Raw genomic sequence first — 16,297 nt, 5'->3', positions numbered from 1 at the left:
AGGTGTTTTATTTTTTTATGAGACTTTTTAATTTGTCGTTTCTGTCTATGAATAAGAGCAAAGGATATCCGATGCCGTATACCGCGATTGTCTGGCCTAATCCCACCCATAGCACTGAAGGCAAGTAAGGTATTCCAAAAGCCTTATAAAGCACATAGGGGATTACCAATGCGTTTAATATAACAGATGGCAAAGGCACCAATTTTTTGTTTTTGATCTTTGATGCCATCCAAGCGGCTATTAGGGTAGTGAGGCTTCCCAATACCACATCAAGCATTCCTAATGGGCTTCCAAAGAAGTTTGCCAAAAGGCATCCGGCAAACAACCCGGGAATGGCAGCAGTAGTAAAGTATGGCAACACTGTAAGAGCTTCAGAAAACCTTACCTGCATCCCTCCATAACTTAAAAAGGGAAGCATCAAAGTCAACGTAGCGTAAAGCGCGGCGATGATGCTCGCTTTCATCAAGAAATTCGTTTTGTTATTCATTTTTTCCTCCGTAGTTTTTTTTATTGACAGGATATTGCGAACTGTCACGATTTACTATTATACGACAGTTCTAGATGTTTCTCAATCTATTTTTCATCATTTCCTTATTAATCACCCAAGTGTCTAATCTGCTCGTCTATGATATAATGTAATAAATTCAATTAAACGCTTTCAGGAGAGTGGTGGATCATGGAATACGGTTTGGTTTTAAGCGGCGGTGGAGCCAAGGGGTCTTTTGAGATCGGTGTTTGGAAAGCCCTTAGAGAAATGGACATTAAAATCAGCGCTGTTGCCGGAACCTCAGTCGGCGCATTAAACGGAGCGATCATAGCACAAAACGACTTTGATTTTGCACTCGAATTTTGGTCAAACTTATCTATGGACCAGGTCTTTGCCTTCAATCAAAAGATTACCGACAAATACATATCCGAATGGTCTCGCCAGGATTGGAACACCTTTGCTACTTCCTTCAAAGATTATGTTTTTGATGGAGGCCTTGACGTCACGCCGCTGAAAAACAATCTAAAAAAACACATCGATGAAGACCGTATTCGCAACTCACCGATAAAGCTAGGTCTCGTCACTGTTTCCCTTAGCGATTTAAAACCCCTTGAGCTTATGATAGATGACATACCAAAGGGCAAACTCATAGATTATCTTTTGGCCAGTGCCGCCTTTCCCGCTTTCAAAAAACACGAAATAGACGGAAAGACTTACATAGATGGAGCAGTTTACGACAATTTCCCCATAGACCTTCTTGCCGACAGGGGATACAAAAACCTTATAGCCGTCGAATTGCCTTCTCCGCCAGGGTTTAAACTGCGAAAGAAAAGAGATGATTTGAACATCATCAACATTACAAATTCCGAGTATCTGGGTTTGATTTTAGAATTTGATCCTGAACTTATGAAAAAAAACATCCAGATGGGTTATCTGGACACTCTAAAGAAATTTAAAGTTGTAAAAGGCAAAAACTACTATATCGACGTCACAAGAGACAACGAAAGTTTTTTGCGCTTCCAACAAAGACTTGGCTTTCCCATACCAGGAGACGACGGGATGAAGCTGCCTCTGCTTTTAGGCCGGGAGCAGCTTTTGGGAAAGGAGGAAGCTTACGATGAAATCAAAAAGCTTCTTGGATATACTTCCTTCAGAAACCAGGACCCCTGCCTTAGCATGCTGGAGATAACAGCTAAAAACCTCGACATCCCAAGGCTTAAGAAGTATACAACTGATGAACTTACAAAAGAAATTTTCAAAGCCGTGAACGCCTTGATAGATGAAAATCTGTCTCTAATAAAAAATCACCGTAATATCTTGAATGTTTTCAAAGAGAGCGATGAGGATATAAGCCCTATGGACAGTCTTCGTTTTTTAACCTACTACATGTATTTCTTGAGCCTTAACGTAAACTCTAAGTTCCCTTTGGGCAAGCTCATAAACCGCTTTACCCCAGAAGTAAGTCTATCTATCCTCACTCTTCTTTACTTGACAAACAGATAGCATGAAAATGAAAAAGAAGCGCCTGCATCGAATTAAATTCCGGCAGGCGCTCGCTTATGTTGTCTACTTTGCTTTTCCGCAGCATTTTTTGTATTTTTTCCCGCTGCCACAAGGACATGGCTCATTTCTGCCCACCTTGTTCTCATTTACCACAGTCTTTGACCTATTATAATCCCTTTGGATACCAGCTCTTTCCTCCGCAGACAATACGCCTTCCCACTGGGGAAGCTCATACAGCCAGGGTGCAGGTACAGCCAACATGTTCCAATATAGCTTTTTAAAGTCAATGACAAGCGAAACTTCGTCTTCTTCAGTGAAATCTTCCAGGGAATTCGAACTCTCAATGCTATCGTTTATTCCGTCTAAAAATCCCATGAAATACGGAAGGCTCACTTCGTATTCATTTGCCAGCTCTTTGATTGCTCCTTTTATTTCCTTTTGATTAGCGCCGAGGATTTTCTCGTAAATAGTCTGTTCCTGCTCACAAAAATCATTCCAAAACTCCTGCTGCGCTTCCTCCGATTTGCTGGATTCTTCAATAATGCTCTGCCATTTTTCGTATAAGGCCATCTCATTACCTCCTAGTTTACTAAAAGGAATTATACATTAATTTCTAGGCCATTACAATAAAATCACGTCAAAATCTTTTTCTTTTTCCACTGGTTCGATTTCCCGAGCTCTTATATTCTCCACTTTCGCAAAACGATTAGGTCCTTCATAGAGCTTTTCTATAAACTCATCTATGGCTTCATCCTCGCCCTGAGCATTTATTTCCACGGTAGAATCGTAATTGTTTTTGACGTCTCCTGTCAAACCGTACCTAATAGCAAGCTCCTTTGTAAACCATCTGAACCCAACCCCTTGCACTCTTCCCTCAACTATAAGCCTGACTCTTTTCATCCATTTTCACCTCAAGGCTTATTATACCCAATTTTATAAGCTTTATTAATCTGTTTATTCATTATTTGTCTGGGTATAATAAAAATTGTGATAAGAAAAGATAAAAGGAGTGTATACTATGTCAAATTTAACTGCAACCGTCCAAAGCGGCGACTGGAAAAGCGAAAAACACGTTCCTGTAATCAAAGCACCTGAAAGCGTAAAGAAGGACGAGTCTTTTATCGTGACTGCTGTCGTTGGCGAAGAAATCGCTCATCCAAATACATTTGAACATTACATCAAATGGATAAAGGTATTTTTCAAGCCTGAGAGCGGAAAATTCCCAGTAGAAGTAGCTTCAGTCGACTTTGACGCTCACGGTGAATCCGGTATTCTTACCGACTTTTGTGCCAATGTGAGCATCAAGATACAAGAATCGGGAGAGCTCATGGCTATGAGCTACTGCAATATCCACGGCCTATGGGAAAATAGCGTACCTGTCAAATGTGAATAAAAAATCGGGGCCTTCGCTTGGCCCCGATTTTTCATTTTACTCTTTCCGGGTATTTTGGGAGCCTCAAAATCATTACAAGTCCAATCCCGAACAAGACTACGAGGCTGAGCACAGCCTTTCTTATATCCCCCGTTGCCAGCGTTATCGTTCCCACAAGAATAGGACCCATTATTGCTGCAAACTTTCCCAGTATGTTGTAGAACCCAAAAAATTCATTCGAATTCTTCTTTGGAACTATTTTTGCAAAATAAGACCTGCTAAGGGCCTGTATCCCTCCTTGTGCAGATGCTATCATGAATCCCAAAAATGCAAAATCCCATATTGTTTCCATTCTGTAAGCCAAGATGCACACAATAAAGTATGTCAAGATTCCAAATATTATCATATTTCTAGCACTAAATCTCACAGCCAGCATACCGTAAAGAATAGCACAGGGGAATGCTACAATTTGTGTCATTAATAGGGCTATCATAAGTCCAGTGGTATCAAGTCCTATCTGCTCCCCGAAAACGGCGGCATTTCTTATGATTGTATCTACTCCATCGATATAGAAAAAATACGCACCGAGGAAAATCGCTATCGTCCTGTATTTTCTGATGTTTTTTATGGTATTTAAGATTCTCAAAAAACTGTTCTTTAATGGCCTTGGTTCGGGTTCTATAAAGTGGACCTGCCTGACATTTTTTATCATAGGCAATGTGAAAAGCCCCCACCACAAGCTAGTTATGGCAAAGGATATCTTCGTCATCAATAAAACGTCAAGGCCCGAAAAGTTTATCAGGAATATGCATAGTACGAAAGGAACTACACTGCTGATATACCCAAATGCAAAACCGTTCGACGATACCTTGTCCATGTTTTCATCCTCTGAAACATCCACTAAAAAGGCATCGTAAAAGATATTCGACCCTGCAAAGCCTACTACTGTCACCACGTAAAAAATCATCAGAAACTGCCAGTTCGATTCCGGTACCACCGCCAAAAATCCTGTAAAAGCAATTCCAAGCAATGAAAAAAACGCAAAAAACCGCTTTTTAAAATTCTTATAATCCGCTATCGTACCCAGAATCGGACTTAGCACTACGATTAAAAATGTTGCAAATGCATTCCCATAATTCCACCAAGCTGTAGCAGATGCTCCGCTTGCACCCGCCTGCGAAGCCATCCCGGTAAAATAAATGGGAAATATTGCAGTTGTGATAATTATGGAGTAGGCGGAGTTTCCGCAGTCGTAAAGTATCCAGCTGATTTCTTCCTTAGTCAGTTTCATGTCCTCACCTCTAGAATTTTATATCTATATTTTATCAATAATACCTTCTTTGTAAAATTAATTTTATGTTATCATTAAGAAAAGGAGGTGCGGATCATGTCTGATGCCATAAACCACTATTTATGTGGAAAAGAAATTTTAGACAAGCTTTTGGAAAAAAACACTGTTTTTGCCGTAAACCGGGATGTTTTCAACTTGGGAACCCAGGGACCAGATATATTCTTTTACTACAACGTCCTGGCAAAGCCTGAGGAGAGAATAAACTATGGCTCTCTAATCCATCAAAACAAGGTAGACGACTTTTTTTACTCTTCCATTACAAAGATTTCTTCTATGAGTGACGGAAGAGATAAATCGATACTCAAATCATACCTTTTGGGTTTGATTGCCCACCATGCTCTTGACGTTGCCACTCATCCATTTATTTTCTACAGAAGCGGCAAGCACTTAATATCGCGCCCAGAAACTAAGGCTTTGAAATACAATCACAAGAAATACGAGGTCTTCCTCGATATCGCTTTTTACAACAATCGCTACTCTAAAAAAGCCTGTAGATTTCCAATTGGAAATTTATTTAAAGTATCTTCTGGCGAAAAAAATATTATAGGACTTTTTTACAAGGATATGTTCCAGGAAGTCTTTAATATTAAGATAAGGGATAATTCCGTTGCATCCAGTATCCACAGAACAGAGCTCCTAACCAGCATTTTGAATGATCCTACCGGAATTAAAAAGCTGTCATTTGGTTTTTTCGAAATACTCTTCGGAAGCTATGGTAAATTTTCAAATGCCTTTTACCCGGTAAGTTCCCCTGACGACATAAAAATATTAAATCTTAATAATGAGATATGGCATCACCCCAGTGACAAAACCCTTTCTTTCCGTTATTCGTACAACCAACTCTTCGATGCTGCCGTCAAAGATGGGGTCCGCAAATTTTTGTTCGTGATTCCTCTATTGACAAACCCTGCTCCTCCTAAATTGGACTCGGTTAAGTCTTATTTTAAAAACGCTAGCTACGAAACAGGCCTCGACTGTAATGGAGACAACTCAATTCGATATTTTGATCCTGTAATATAATTAAGGCGGCACTTCGTAGAAGTGCCGCCTTAAAATCTTTTACTTGACTTTCATATAGTTAATCAACCCGCCATTTTTAAGGATTTCAATCTGTCTGTCTGTTACATCGACCTTAACCGGGATTTCGATGCCTTTAGCTGCATCTTTCAAGGTAAGCTCTTTTCTTTCTACTCCTTTGATGACATTTTCGATTGTTATATTATCCATCAACTCTATTTTATCGTAATCTTCTTCATTTACAAATATCATCGGCAATATACCATTGTTTATTAGGTTATTTTTATGTATCCTCGCAAAAGATTTTGCCGCAACGCCTTTTATCCCTAAGTACAGAGGCGCCAAAGCAGCGTGCTCTCTACTTGAGCCCTGTCCGTAATTGTGTCCAGCGACGATCAGCCCTCCCTGGTTGTCTTTAGCTCTCTGTGGGAAGTCTGGGTCACAGGGAGTCAAACAGTAATCTGAAAGGTAGGGAATGTTTGATCTATAGGGCAGAAGCTTAGCATTTGAAGGCATTATATGGTCAGTGGTTATATTGTCTTCCACCTTGATAAGGACGTTTTTTTCAATTTTATCCTTAAGAACTGATGTTTTAGGGAAAGGTTTGATGTTCGGTCCCTTGACTACTTCCACCTTTTCACACTCCATGGCAGGAGCAACGATCAAATTATCATTGATTTTAAACTCCGCCGGAACTTCGATATCCAGAGCTTTCGCAGTTATGCTGGAAACAGGATCGGTTATCTTTCCCGTTATAGCAGAAACTGCAGCGGTCTCTGGGCTTACGATGTAAACATCAGCATCTATGGTACCACTTCTGCCTTTGAAGTTTCTGTTGAAGGTTCTCAAGGAAACCCCTCTGGTGTTTGGCGATTGTCCCATGCCTATGCACGGTCCGCAGCCACATTCCAGGATTCTAGCTCCTGAGTCTATAAGCTTTGCCAAGCCTCCATTTTCAGCAAGCATGTTAAGCACCTGCTTGGATCCTGGTGAAATCACCAATGAAACATTTTCTGCAACTGTTTTTCCCTCAAGGATGTTTGCTACCTTCATTAAATCAAGATAAGATGAATTGGTACAGCTCCCGATGGCGATTTGATCAACTTTTGTCCCTTCCAGTTCCTTAATTACTTTAACATTGTCAGGACTGTGAGGGCAAGCTGCCATAGCACCAAGCTTATCCAGATCTATCACTATTTCCATATCGTATTTCGCCTCTGCATCAGCTGATATTGCTTTGAAGTCTTCTTCCCTTCCCTGGCTCTTTAAGAATTCAAGTGTTATTTCATCAGAGGGGAATACAGATGTTGTTGCTCCAAGTTCAGCTCCCATATTTGTTATGGTCGCCCTTTCCGGCACAGTAAGGTTTTTTACCCCTTCACCCACATATTCAAATACCCTGTTGATTCCACCTTTTACAGTGCATCTCTTTAGCACTTCCAAAATTATATCCTTTGATGCAACTCCAGGTTTTAGTTTTCCTCTCAGGTCAACCTTTACTATTTCAGGCATGGTTATGTAATACTCTCCCCCAGCCATGGCTACGGCAACATCAAGTCCTCCGGCTCCTATGGCAAGCATACCAAGGCCTCCCCCTGTCGGAGTATGGCTATCCGAACCTAGAAGCGTTTGTCCCGGCACACCGAATCTTTCTATATTAACCTGGTGACAAATTCCATTACCTGGCTTTGAGTAGTATACTCCATGTTTCTTTGCGACTGTTTGAATATAGATATGATCGTCCATATTCTCAGGGCCCGTCTGAAGCATGTTATGATCGATATAGGCTACAGACCTCTTCGTCTTTACCCTTGGCACTTCCATCGCCTCAAATTGCAGGTATGCCATTGTGCCTGTAGAATCCTGGGTAAGCGTCTGATCTATTCTGATCCCTATTTCGTCTCCTCTTGTCATCTCTCCCACAACCAAATGATTTTTGATGATTTTTTCAGTAATTGTATAAGCCATTAACCACATCTCCTATCTAAATTTAGTTTCATTTCAACAACTTTCTATTTATGCCTACCCAAAAATGCAGCAAGCTCCTCGTCTGATATGGAAGTTGTTCTTCCTCTTTCATATTGCTCATCCACCCAGGTTTTTATTTTCAGTACCAATGGGTCTTTTTTGCCCACCTTGTCATCTTCGACAAACGAACAATAGTTATTTATCCATGCCGCTATCCCGGCAAGACCGGAAGCCTGATTCACCTTGATGACCACTGGCCTATTCAATATCTTCTTGGTGTCAAAGGAATTGTATATGGCCTCGTACTTCATTATTCCATCAGCATGGACTCCCGCCTTAGTCATATTAAAGTCGTCACCGACAAAAGGTCTTTTTACATCGATAAAGTAGTTGAACTCATTTTCAAAAAAGTCCCTAAGCTCATTTATCATGGTCAGGTTGATCTTCTTGTCATCTTTCAATTGACAGTACTCTACGAGCATCCCTTCAAGGGGACAATTTCCCGTTCTTTCACCTATACCGAATATTGTGGTGTTAACGGCTGCCGCTCCGTAAAGCCATGCGGTGGTGGCATTTGTGACTACGTTGTGATAATCGTTGTGCCCATGCCATTCCAGAGCTTCAGAAGGCACGCCTCCTTGATTTTTGATTTCCTGTATCATTTCCGGTATGCTTCTCGGCAAATCCACTCCTTGATATGGCACTCCCAGACCTAGTGTATCGCATAACCTTATTTTTATTTGGACTCCTGCTTCTTTACCAAGCTCCTGTATGTTTTTAATCAGAGGCAATACGAAGCCGTAGAAATCCGCCCTTGTTATATCTTCCAAGTGGCACCTTGGCAAGATGCCCTGCTCCAACGCTTGTTTAATTATGCCTAAATACTTTTCCATGCAACTTGACCTATTTAACTTCAGTTTTTTGAAGATATGATAATCAGAACAAGACATCAATAGTCCGGTTTCTTTGATTCCCATGCTTTTTACCAATTCAAAGTCATTTGCATTTGCTCTTATCCATGAAGTGATTTTTGGAAAATCATATCCTTTCTCCATGCATTTGTAGACAGCTTGCCGATCTTTTTCCGAATAAAGAAAAAACTCCGAAGTACGGATCAATCCTGTACCGTTGTCTATCTGATGAAGATAATCAAAAAGCCTTGAGATCTGTTCTACTGTAAATGCAGACATCGACTGCTGACCGTCCCGAAAAGTAGTGTCAGTTATCCATATCTCTTCAGGTATATCCATATCTATGGTTTTGCCATTAAATTTTATTTTCGGAATCTCTGTATAAGGAAAATAATTTTCATACAGGTTAGGTTCGTCAACGTCAACTGCGTTGAATTCGTAAATCTTTTTTTCAATCATTTGAATTCCTCTCTTTCAAAACCGCTATGTTAATAATTATTCATTAATTCTGTATTTATATGTGTAAACTCACATTTAGATGCATATATATACGTTAATATTTAATTTGAGTAAACTACATTTTATCACAACCAACAAATAGCTTCAACCGGTTTTGAAAGTTTGAATTTGGTAATACAGACTAAAGGGAGTAGAGGCCTACTTTCTTTTTCACCTTGCTCAAGGTTTTAAATGCGGCTCTTTGAGTTTTTTCGGTACTTTTCTTAATTATCTCCTCCACATAGGCCTTGTCTTCACTCAACATTTCAAAGCGCTTCTGTATAGGCTGCAGAGAATCAGCAACTGCCTCCCCAACAGCTATTTTGAAATCTCCATACCCTTTTCCTTCAAATTCTCTTTCTATCTCTGAAAAATCCTTGTCGGTCGCGCAGCTATAGATTTCCATCAAGTTTGATACTCCCGGTTTTTCAACCCTGTCGAACCTGACTTGAGAATCCGAGTCGGTAACCGCCCTTTTGAACTTTTTGATTATGATATCCTTGCTGTCTCTCAGGGTAATAAATGAGTTTGAGTTTTCATCAGATTTTGACATCTTTTTACTCGGTTCCTGCAGACTCATTATTCTAGCCCCTTTTTCCCCTATATACGGATCCGGTACCTTGAATGTCGGTGAATACAGATTGTTGAATCTGTTTGCTATATCCCTTGTCAACTCGAGATGCTGTTTCTGATCCTCGCCAACAGGCACTAGATCTGTCTGATAAAGCAATATATCCGAAGCCATCAGGACTGGATATCCATAGAGGCCTACTCTGATATTTTCACCCTGCTTTTGCGATTTATCCTTGAACTGAGTCATTCTTCCTAGCTCTCCCATATAAGAGTAGCAGTTTAAGATCCACGCAAGCTCTGCATGGGCGCTAACATGTGACTGGAAGTAAATAGCTACTTTTTCCGGATCCAACCCTGCTGCAAGGAGGGTTATAAATGACTCATAGCTATTTTTTCTTAAATCCTTGGGAACCTGAGGCACTGTCAAGGCATGAAGGTCCACTACACAAAAATAACAGCTGTAGTCTTCCTGAAGGTCTACCCAGTTTTTTATTGCTCCGAAGTAATTCCCTATTGTAAATGAACCCGAAGGTTGTATTCCGCTGTATAACGTCTTCTTTTGACTTTCCACATTTACGTCTCCTCTCACTTCTCTATATCTTCATCTTCATCCAGCAAGCTTATTTTTTCCAGATCATAATTGTCGATTTCAAGCCTATCCAAAGACTCTTTAAACTCATTGATCCTGGCAGTGGTGTATATCTCTATGTTTTTTGCCTTGGTCGGATTTAGCAAGTCATTGGACTCGAGATAATCCTTTAGCATCTGCACCTGCTTATTCGCAGGATTTATGAGCTTAAGCCCTGGATATAACTCTGCAATCTCATTTTCTATTATGGGAAAATGGCTGCATCCCATTATAAGCTCTGTAATATCGCCTTTTTCCAAGATTGGATCTATACACTCATGTATGTGCTTATTAAGCAAATATTTGTGCTTTAATTGATCATTAATGACCTGTGGCAATTTTCTGCTGTCGTTCGACACAAAGCTTCTTCTTCTGTCAATTTGTTTTAAAGTCCTGTCATAGACACCACTTTTCACGGTAGCCACTGTAGCTATGAGGCCTATGCTTTTCGCATCGCTGCTTTCCACAGCCGCCATGCACCCGGCTTCTATTATTCCAAATACAGGCACGTTGTGAGCAAGCTTTTCTATTTGGGAGGAAACAGTATTGCAGGCTAGCAATATTGCCTTTACTTTTTTCCCCTCCAAAAATTCTATTATCTTGTTTGCCAAAAACACTATCTCTTCTTCGCTTCTGTTTCCATAAGGCATTCTTTTTGAATCCCCAAAATAGATTACATCTTCACCGGGCAATAATTTGGTTATCTCCCTGACAACCGTCAAACCGCCTACTCCCGAATCCATTACTCCTATTGGCAAAGATTTCCCCGACAAATCAATCATCTCATTTCTGTTATCTTAAATTTAAATATATTTCACTCAAATCGTCATCATATAATTTTACCATAAAAACAGGTTCGCTTGCAGCCGTTTTGCTGTTTTTTAACGGGTTTTGGGGAAGCCATAGCTGCCATAAATCCTAGCAAGGGAAAAATCATCATCAATAGAATGATTTCATTTATACCTTGCTTTGATGTAGTTCATCTTCTCCCCTTGTCAAATGGCATTTTTATGTTTTTTCCTACATACCGCCACCATCAGATAATATTTCTTTCCTTCCAAAGGCAGTTCTATGTCAGAGTCTCTTTGGTGATACATCTCTACTTCGTCAAATATGGACAATACCTCCATGAACTCTTCCTCTTTGTATTGATAGGCATGATATGGATTCTTGCAGGGTTGATCTTTTCCCCTGCCAAAAGGCGTCGAGATAATCGCCACTCCTCCGGGTTTGAGCAGCTCATAAAGATTTTTAACGAACACCTCGTCTCCTTCAAAGTGTTCAATCGTCTCAAAACTTACTATCGAGTCGAAGCTTCCAAGCTCTTCTTTAAGTTTAAGGCTAAGAGCATCCGCAACCCTGTAGGTAACATTGTCGAAGGTGTAGTTCTCCCTAGCATACTCCACGGCTATCTCATCAATATCCGCGCCTACTATCTCTTTTATAGCCCCTCTCTTACTTCCCTCCAAAAGAAGTTCGCTTCCATAGCCAGCACCACAGGCTATATCCAACACTCTTCCACTTACAAAGGTGGCTGCAAATTTATATCTTTCTAGATGCTCGATGAGCATCCCATTTTTAGGATTCATCTGCTTTGGTATTACCCTTTCCTGAGTCAAGTCCATTTAAAATCACCTTCTATTTCAATATATTTACATCTATTAAAAAAACCGCCAGGATTTCCCTGGCGGTTTAATATACTCATCGTACGCAAAGAAGATATTATCTCTTTGAGAATTGAGATGCTTTTCTTGCCTTTTTAAGACCGTATTTCTTTCTTTCCTTCATTCTTGAGTCTCTTGTCAAGAATCCGGCTTTTTTCAAGTCGCCTCTCATGTTTTCATCTGCTTTGATAAGCGCTCTTGCGATTCCATGTCTGATTGCTCCTGCTTGTCCTGTGAATCCTCCACCGTGAACATTTACTACAATATCAAATTTGTCGTTAGAATCGGTTAGAGTCAACGGCTGTTTTGCAATAACCTTCAAGGTTTCCATTCCAAAGTAGTCGTTTAAGTCTTTTTTATTTACAGTAAACTTACCGTTTCCAGGCAAAAGTCTAACTCTGGCGACAGATTTTTTTCTTCTTCCAGTTCCTAGGTATTGTATCTTTGACATATTATTTCCTCCTCCCCTTTTCTAAACGTTCAGTTCCAAAACTTCCGGCTTCTGTGCCGCGTGCGGATGCTCGCTGCCTTTGTATACCTTAAGTTTTTTGAACATTTGTCTTCCCAGAATATTGTGAGGAAGCATTCCTTTTACAGCTTTCTCAATAACAAATTCAGGTTTTTCTGCCAAAAGTTTTCTGTAAGACATCTCTTTCATGCCGCCTATGTAGCCGCTGTGTCTTCTGTACATCTTTTGGTCCAATTTCTTTCCTGTAAGTACGATTTTCTCAGCGTTGATTACAATAACAAAGTCTCCTGTATCAACGTGTGGTGTATAGATAGGTTTATTTTTACCGCGAAGAATTTTCGCAACTTCGCTGGCTAATCGTCCCAATGTCTTGCCGTCAGCGTCAACAACGAACCATTTTCTTTCTACTTCGCCGCTTTTGGCCATAACTGTAGATCTTGCGTTCATATTACATCCTCCATTCAACTTAAATAATCTTTATAAATTAACCGATCCGGGGCTAGTGGATCAGATAACGTGCCAACGTATATTTTATAATATCCTAGCTTCAATGTCAACAAATCCATAACATTAATATAAAACTTTTTTCAGATACAGACCTTGAGGGGGAGCGGTAGGACCAGCCAAAGATCTGTTTTTGGCAACAAGGATTTTTGGAATGACCTCAGCCTTTAGCTTACCTCTTCCCACTTCGATTAATGTCCCAATTATTATCCTGACCATATTGTATAAAAACCCGTCTCCTTCAATTTGGAATATCAGTTCCCGGCCAACAATTTCAGTCTCTAATCGGTTTACTGTTCTTACCTTGTCCTCAACTTTGCTCTTTGCTGAAGAAAAGGCCGTGAAATCGTGGGTCCCCTTAAAAAAAGCCATTGCCTTTTCTATTTCTCCCATATCTAATGAATCTTTGACATGCCAGTACCTGTTTCTATTCAAGGCGCTTGGAAATTGACCCGTCAATACTTTGTATTCATATATCTTGCCTACGGCGTGATACCTGCTGTGAAACTCCTCAGGTCTCTCGGCAGCTCCTATTACCCTAATGTCTGGCGGGAGATGGGTATTAAGGGCCAACGGAACCCTATCTATAGGGATTTTGCTCTCAGTATAAAAGTTAGCCGATTGTTCCCATGCATGTACCCCTGCATCAGTCCTCCCTGAACCTGTTATTTTCTGAGTGTCCCTCATCACTTTCCCTAATGAATTCAATATCTTTTCCTGCACGCTTATGCCATTTACTTGCTTCTGCCATCCGCAATAGTCTGTCCCATCGTATTCAATGAGTATCTGTATGTTTCTCATTCAAATTCTCCTAAATCCATCTCGTAGCAAAAATTATGGCCATAATGCCCAATGTAGCTCCATAGGCGAATAAATCCCGCTTTTGATATTTCAGCTCATTAAGCCTTGTTCTATTGTGTCCCCCTCTGTAACACCTAGCTTCCATGGCTATTGCTAGTTCGTCAGCTCTCCTAAAGGCGCTCACAAAAAGAGGCACCAGAATCGGTATCAAATTCTTTGCACGCTGAACTAAATTGCCGTTTTCCAAGTCTGCTCCACGTGCCTTTTGGGCTTTCATTATCCTGTCGGTCTCCTCCATCAAAGTTGGTATAAACCTCAAAGCAATGGTCATCATCATCGCAAGCTCGTGGGAGTATTTTTTTACTACAGGCACGCCCTTTAGAGAATATTCTATCCCATCTGTCAAGGCTATAGGTGATGTGGTGAGAGTCATTATCGAGGTTCCAGTTACTAGGAATATTAGCCTCAATGCCATGAAAGCTGCAATCTCAATTCCCTCTTCTGTTATTGTCAGCCGCCAAAGCTCCACCCTTGGTGTCCCTGGAGTCATGAACAGATTGATCATGACCGTTATCAGTATTATGAACACCAGTCCTTTTATTCCTCTTAGGATGTAACCTACAGGAATTTTCGAAGCGAATGTGATTCCCAAAAGCAATGCAAGTGCCGCCACATAGCCGTAAAAGTTGTTGATGGTAAATAGAGCGATTATATACAAAAATGTAAAGTGTATCTTTGTTCTTGGGTCAAGTTTGTGGATGAACGAATTCGTAGGATAATACTGACCTATGGTTACGTCCTTAAGCATCTTTTCTTCTCCTCATCATCCTTATAATTTCTTCTCTCGCCTGTTGTACTGTATAGACATTTGGGTTTACCAACGGGTCCATTTCATTTAATTTTCTCATCAAGTACGTGACCTGTGGTACCGCAAGACCTATTTTCTCCAAAAGCTCAACTTGGGAAAAAACATTCTCCGGAGTATCAAAAATCTTTATCTTCCCATCGCACATTACCATTATCTTTTCGACATGTTTGGCTATGTCCTCCATGCTGTGGGACACAAGGATTACCGTTATATGTTCCCTGTCATGGAGCTCTTTTATAACATTTAAAATATCCTCCCTGCCTTTTGGGTCAAGTCCGGCAGTGGGTTCGTCTAGAATAAGTATCTCAGGTTTCATCGCGAGGACCCCGGCGATAGCTACCCGCCGCATTTGGCCGCCACTTAGTTCAAATGGCGATTTTTTTCTTATGCTCTCATAATCGAGTCCTACTGTGATAATGGCCTCTTTCACCCTTGCCTTTATTTCCTTCTCATCCAACTTGAGATTCTCCGGACCAAAAGCAACGTCCTTTTCAACGCTCTCCTCAAAAAGCTGATGCTCCGGATACTGAAATACCAATCCAACCTTTTGCCTTACCGATTTCGAATTAGTAGACTTGTCGTTTATATCAACTCCATCGATAATAATCTGCCCTGAGGTCGGTTTTAATAAAACATTGAGGTGCTGAATAAAGGTAGACTTCCCTGAGCCCGTATGGCCAATCAATCCAATAAAGCTACCTTTCTCAATGACGGCATTTATCTGACTCAATGCAATTGATTCAAAGGGAGATCCTTGAGAATATATATGTGATAAATCTTTTATTTCTATTGCCATAACAGATTCACCATCTCTTCCACAGTCAGCACTCCCCATCCCATTGACATGTTTTCATCCCTAAGGCTATATGCCAGTTCAGTTATCTGAGGAACGTCCAGGCTCAATTCTTTAAGTTTTTCCACTTGGCACAAAACCTCTCTGGGAGTCCCTTCCATGGCTATTTTACCTTCGTCCATGACTATTATCCTGTCGGCATCGACTACTTCATCCATGTAGTGGGTTATATGGAGTATCGTTATGTTTTCATCTTTGTTAAGTCTTTTTATCGTGTCTATGACTTCTTTTCTTCCAGAAGGATCGAGCATTGCCGTAGGCTCATCCAATATTATGCATTTTGGCTTCATGGCCAGTATTCCGGCAATGGCAATACGCTGTTTCTGCCCTCCTGAAAGCTGATGGGGCTTTTTGTTTTTGTAAGCTCCCATTTCCACCGTTTTTAATGCTTCATCGACTCTTTTGCGTATTTCCTTTGGGTCCACTCCAAGATTCTCCGGACCAAAAGCTACTTCCTCTTCAACCATTGTAGCGACTAGCTGGTTGTCCGGATTTTGAAAGACCATCCCTGCACTCTGCCTTATATCCCATATACGGCTATGATCATTTGTATTTATCCCCGCTACCCAAACTTCTCCAGATGTTGGAAACAAAATGCCATTGATCAGTTTTGAAAGAGTGGATTTACCCGAACCATTGTGTCCTATGATTCCGATAAATTCACCCTCTTTTACGGAAAAACTCACATCCTCAATGGCCATCGTGCCTTCGCCTTCGTGTTTTTCATAAATATAACCAACATTTTTAAATTCAATCATTTTTTCCATAAATGCCTCGTTCCCGATTAAAATGGACAAAAGGGATTAAACATTTGTTTAATCCCACAGTCA

18 protein-coding genes are annotated in these 16,297 nt (G+C 40.6%); 3 read left to right on the top strand and 15 right to left on the bottom strand.

Annotated features, from left to right (window positions below):
- Window positions 1-7 precede the first annotated feature (7 nt).
- Complete coding sequence (locus tag BUB93_RS08535; RefSeq protein ID WP_073271097.1) at window positions 8-487, bottom strand: QueT transporter family protein; 480 nt, start codon at window positions 485-487, stop codon at window positions 8-10.
- Window positions 488-676: 189 nt separating this feature from the next.
- On the opposite strand from BUB93_RS08535, the gene BUB93_RS08530 reads away from it, so the two are divergent.
- Window positions 677-1,990 (top strand): patatin-like phospholipase family protein, encoded by a 1,314-nt coding sequence (locus tag BUB93_RS08530; RefSeq protein ID WP_073271095.1) that lies wholly within the window; start codon window positions 677-679, stop codon window positions 1,988-1,990.
- A gap of 63 nt (window positions 1,991-2,053) precedes the next feature.
- On the opposite strand, the gene BUB93_RS08525 is transcribed toward BUB93_RS08530, so the two are convergent.
- Together BUB93_RS08525 and BUB93_RS08520 are read right to left on the bottom strand one after the other, a co-directional pair.
- Window positions 2,054-2,560 carry an SEC-C metal-binding domain-containing protein gene (locus tag BUB93_RS08525; RefSeq protein WP_073271093.1) on the bottom strand — a complete coding sequence of 169 codons (507 nt, stop codon included), beginning with the start codon at window positions 2,558-2,560 and terminating at the stop codon, window positions 2,054-2,056.
- Window positions 2,561-2,611: 51 nt separating this feature from the next.
- A complete protein-coding gene (locus tag BUB93_RS08520; protein WP_073271091.1) occupies window positions 2,612-2,890 on the bottom strand; it encodes an acylphosphatase in 279 nt (92 codons plus the stop codon).
- Between the two features lie 118 nt (window positions 2,891-3,008).
- Here BUB93_RS08520 and BUB93_RS08515 point away from each other — a divergent pair, with 118 nt between their 5' ends.
- Entirely contained in the window at window positions 3,009-3,383 is a 375-nt protein-coding gene (locus BUB93_RS08515; RefSeq protein WP_073271090.1) for a class II SORL domain-containing protein, read from the top strand.
- Between the two features lie 31 nt (window positions 3,384-3,414).
- Here BUB93_RS08515 and BUB93_RS08510 read toward each other — a convergent pair whose 3' ends face one another.
- Window positions 3,415-4,653, bottom strand: a complete 1,239-nt coding sequence (locus BUB93_RS08510; RefSeq protein WP_073271089.1) for an MFS transporter — start codon at window positions 4,651-4,653, stop codon at window positions 3,415-3,417.
- A 96-nt stretch (window positions 4,654-4,749) separates the two neighbouring features.
- On the opposite strand from BUB93_RS08510, the gene BUB93_RS08505 reads away from it, so the two are divergent.
- Window positions 4,750-5,733 (top strand): zinc dependent phospholipase C family protein, encoded by a 984-nt coding sequence (locus tag BUB93_RS08505; protein ID WP_073271087.1) that lies wholly within the window; start codon window positions 4,750-4,752, stop codon window positions 5,731-5,733.
- Window positions 5,734-5,772: 39 nt separating this feature from the next.
- Here BUB93_RS08505 and BUB93_RS08500 read toward each other — a convergent pair whose 3' ends face one another.
- The 11 genes from BUB93_RS08500 to BUB93_RS08450 all read right to left on the bottom strand — a co-directional run bounded on the left by BUB93_RS08500 (window position 5,773) and on the right by BUB93_RS08450 (window position 16,234).
- The gene (locus BUB93_RS08500; protein WP_073271085.1) at window positions 5,773-7,698 is read right to left on the bottom strand and encodes an aconitate hydratase; all 1,926 of its coding nucleotides are present in this window, start codon (window positions 7,696-7,698) and stop codon (window positions 5,773-5,775) included.
- Between the two features lie 44 nt (window positions 7,699-7,742).
- Window positions 7,743-9,068, bottom strand: a complete 1,326-nt coding sequence (locus BUB93_RS08495; RefSeq protein ID WP_084117156.1) for a beta/alpha barrel domain-containing protein — start codon at window positions 9,066-9,068, stop codon at window positions 7,743-7,745.
- 181 nt (window positions 9,069-9,249) lie between these two features.
- Window positions 9,250-10,251, bottom strand: a complete 1,002-nt coding sequence (trpS, locus tag BUB93_RS08490; protein WP_073271083.1) for a tryptophan--tRNA ligase — start codon at window positions 10,249-10,251, stop codon at window positions 9,250-9,252.
- Between the two features lie 14 nt (window positions 10,252-10,265).
- A complete protein-coding gene (murI, locus tag BUB93_RS08485) occupies window positions 10,266-11,066 on the bottom strand; it encodes a glutamate racemase (protein ID WP_159432073.1) in 801 nt (266 codons plus the stop codon).
- 237 nt (window positions 11,067-11,303) lie between these two features.
- Entirely contained in the window at window positions 11,304-11,933 is a 630-nt protein-coding gene (locus BUB93_RS08480) for a class I SAM-dependent methyltransferase (RefSeq protein ID WP_073271080.1), read from the bottom strand.
- A 97-nt stretch (window positions 11,934-12,030) separates the two neighbouring features.
- The gene (gene rpsI, locus BUB93_RS08475) at window positions 12,031-12,423 is read right to left on the bottom strand and encodes a 30S ribosomal protein S9 (RefSeq protein ID WP_073271078.1); all 393 of its coding nucleotides are present in this window, start codon (window positions 12,421-12,423) and stop codon (window positions 12,031-12,033) included.
- Window positions 12,424-12,444: 21 nt separating this feature from the next.
- On the bottom strand, window positions 12,445-12,888 hold the full coding sequence (rplM, locus tag BUB93_RS08470) for a 50S ribosomal protein L13 (protein ID WP_073271076.1): 444 nt from the start codon (window positions 12,886-12,888) through the stop codon (window positions 12,445-12,447).
- A gap of 123 nt (window positions 12,889-13,011) precedes the next feature.
- A complete protein-coding gene (gene truA, locus BUB93_RS08465) occupies window positions 13,012-13,746 on the bottom strand; it encodes a tRNA pseudouridine(38-40) synthase TruA (RefSeq protein WP_073271073.1) in 735 nt (244 codons plus the stop codon).
- A 10-nt stretch (window positions 13,747-13,756) separates the two neighbouring features.
- The gene (locus BUB93_RS08460) at window positions 13,757-14,554 is read right to left on the bottom strand and encodes an energy-coupling factor transporter transmembrane component T family protein (protein WP_073271071.1); all 798 of its coding nucleotides are present in this window, start codon (window positions 14,552-14,554) and stop codon (window positions 13,757-13,759) included.
- Window positions 14,547-15,410: an energy-coupling factor transporter ATPase gene (locus BUB93_RS08455; RefSeq protein ID WP_073271069.1), complete on the bottom strand. Its 864-nt coding sequence runs from the start codon at window positions 15,408-15,410 to the stop codon at window positions 14,547-14,549. The genes BUB93_RS08460 and BUB93_RS08455 overlap by 8 nt, the downstream gene beginning before the upstream one ends.
- On the bottom strand, window positions 15,401-16,234 hold the full coding sequence (locus tag BUB93_RS08450) for an energy-coupling factor transporter ATPase (protein ID WP_073271067.1): 834 nt from the start codon (window positions 16,232-16,234) through the stop codon (window positions 15,401-15,403). The genes BUB93_RS08455 and BUB93_RS08450 overlap by 10 nt, the downstream gene beginning before the upstream one ends.
- Window positions 16,235-16,297 lie beyond the last annotated feature (63 nt).

Source organism: Alkalibacter saccharofermentans DSM 14828 (assembly GCF_900128885.1).
In the GTDB taxonomy this organism is placed as follows: Bacteria; Bacillota; Clostridia; order Eubacteriales; family Alkalibacteraceae; genus Alkalibacter; species Alkalibacter saccharofermentans.
Note: the sequence above shows the minus strand (reverse complement) of the source record. Positions and strands in the feature narration are given on the sequence as shown.

Excerpts from the sequence above, each read along its gene's own strand:
- BUB93_RS08480 (WP_073271080.1), bottom strand. The coding sequence starts at position 11,933 with ATGGACTTGACTCAGGAAAGGGTAATACCAAAGCAGATGAATCCTAAA.
- BUB93_RS08500 (WP_073271085.1), bottom strand. The coding sequence starts at position 7,698 with ATGGCTTATACAATTACTGAAAAAATCATCAAAAATCATTTGGTTGTG.
- BUB93_RS08460 (WP_073271071.1), bottom strand. The coding sequence starts at position 14,554 with ATGCTTAAGGACGTAACCATAGGTCAGTATTATCCTACGAATTCGTTC.
- truA (WP_073271073.1), bottom strand. The coding sequence starts at position 13,746 with ATGAGAAACATACAGATACTCATTGAATACGATGGGACAGACTATTGC.
- rplM (WP_073271076.1), bottom strand. The coding sequence starts at position 12,888 with ATGAACGCAAGATCTACAGTTATGGCCAAAAGCGGCGAAGTAGAAAGA.
- BUB93_RS08530 (WP_073271095.1), top strand. The coding sequence starts at position 677 with ATGGAATACGGTTTGGTTTTAAGCGGCGGTGGAGCCAAGGGGTCTTTT.
- BUB93_RS08495 (WP_084117156.1), bottom strand. The coding sequence starts at position 9,068 with ATGATTGAAAAAAAGATTTACGAATTCAACGCAGTTGACGTTGACGAA.
- BUB93_RS08510 (WP_073271089.1), bottom strand. The coding sequence starts at position 4,653 with ATGAAACTGACTAAGGAAGAAATCAGCTGGATACTTTACGACTGCGGA.
- BUB93_RS08450 (WP_073271067.1), bottom strand. The coding sequence starts at position 16,234 with ATGGAAAAAATGATTGAATTTAAAAATGTTGGTTATATTTATGAAAAA.
- BUB93_RS08535 (WP_073271097.1), bottom strand. The coding sequence starts at position 487 with ATGAATAACAAAACGAATTTCTTGATGAAAGCGAGCATCATCGCCGCG.
- BUB93_RS08525 (WP_073271093.1), bottom strand. The coding sequence starts at position 2,560 with ATGGCCTTATACGAAAAATGGCAGAGCATTATTGAAGAATCCAGCAAA.
- BUB93_RS08515 (WP_073271090.1), top strand. The coding sequence starts at position 3,009 with ATGTCAAATTTAACTGCAACCGTCCAAAGCGGCGACTGGAAAAGCGAA.
- BUB93_RS08455 (WP_073271069.1), bottom strand. The coding sequence starts at position 15,410 with ATGGCAATAGAAATAAAAGATTTATCACATATATATTCTCAAGGATCT.
- BUB93_RS08505 (WP_073271087.1), top strand. The coding sequence starts at position 4,750 with ATGTCTGATGCCATAAACCACTATTTATGTGGAAAAGAAATTTTAGAC.
- rpsI (WP_073271078.1), bottom strand. The coding sequence starts at position 12,423 with ATGTCAAAGATACAATACCTAGGAACTGGAAGAAGAAAAAAATCTGTC.
- BUB93_RS08520 (WP_073271091.1), bottom strand. The coding sequence starts at position 2,890 with ATGAAAAGAGTCAGGCTTATAGTTGAGGGAAGAGTGCAAGGGGTTGGG.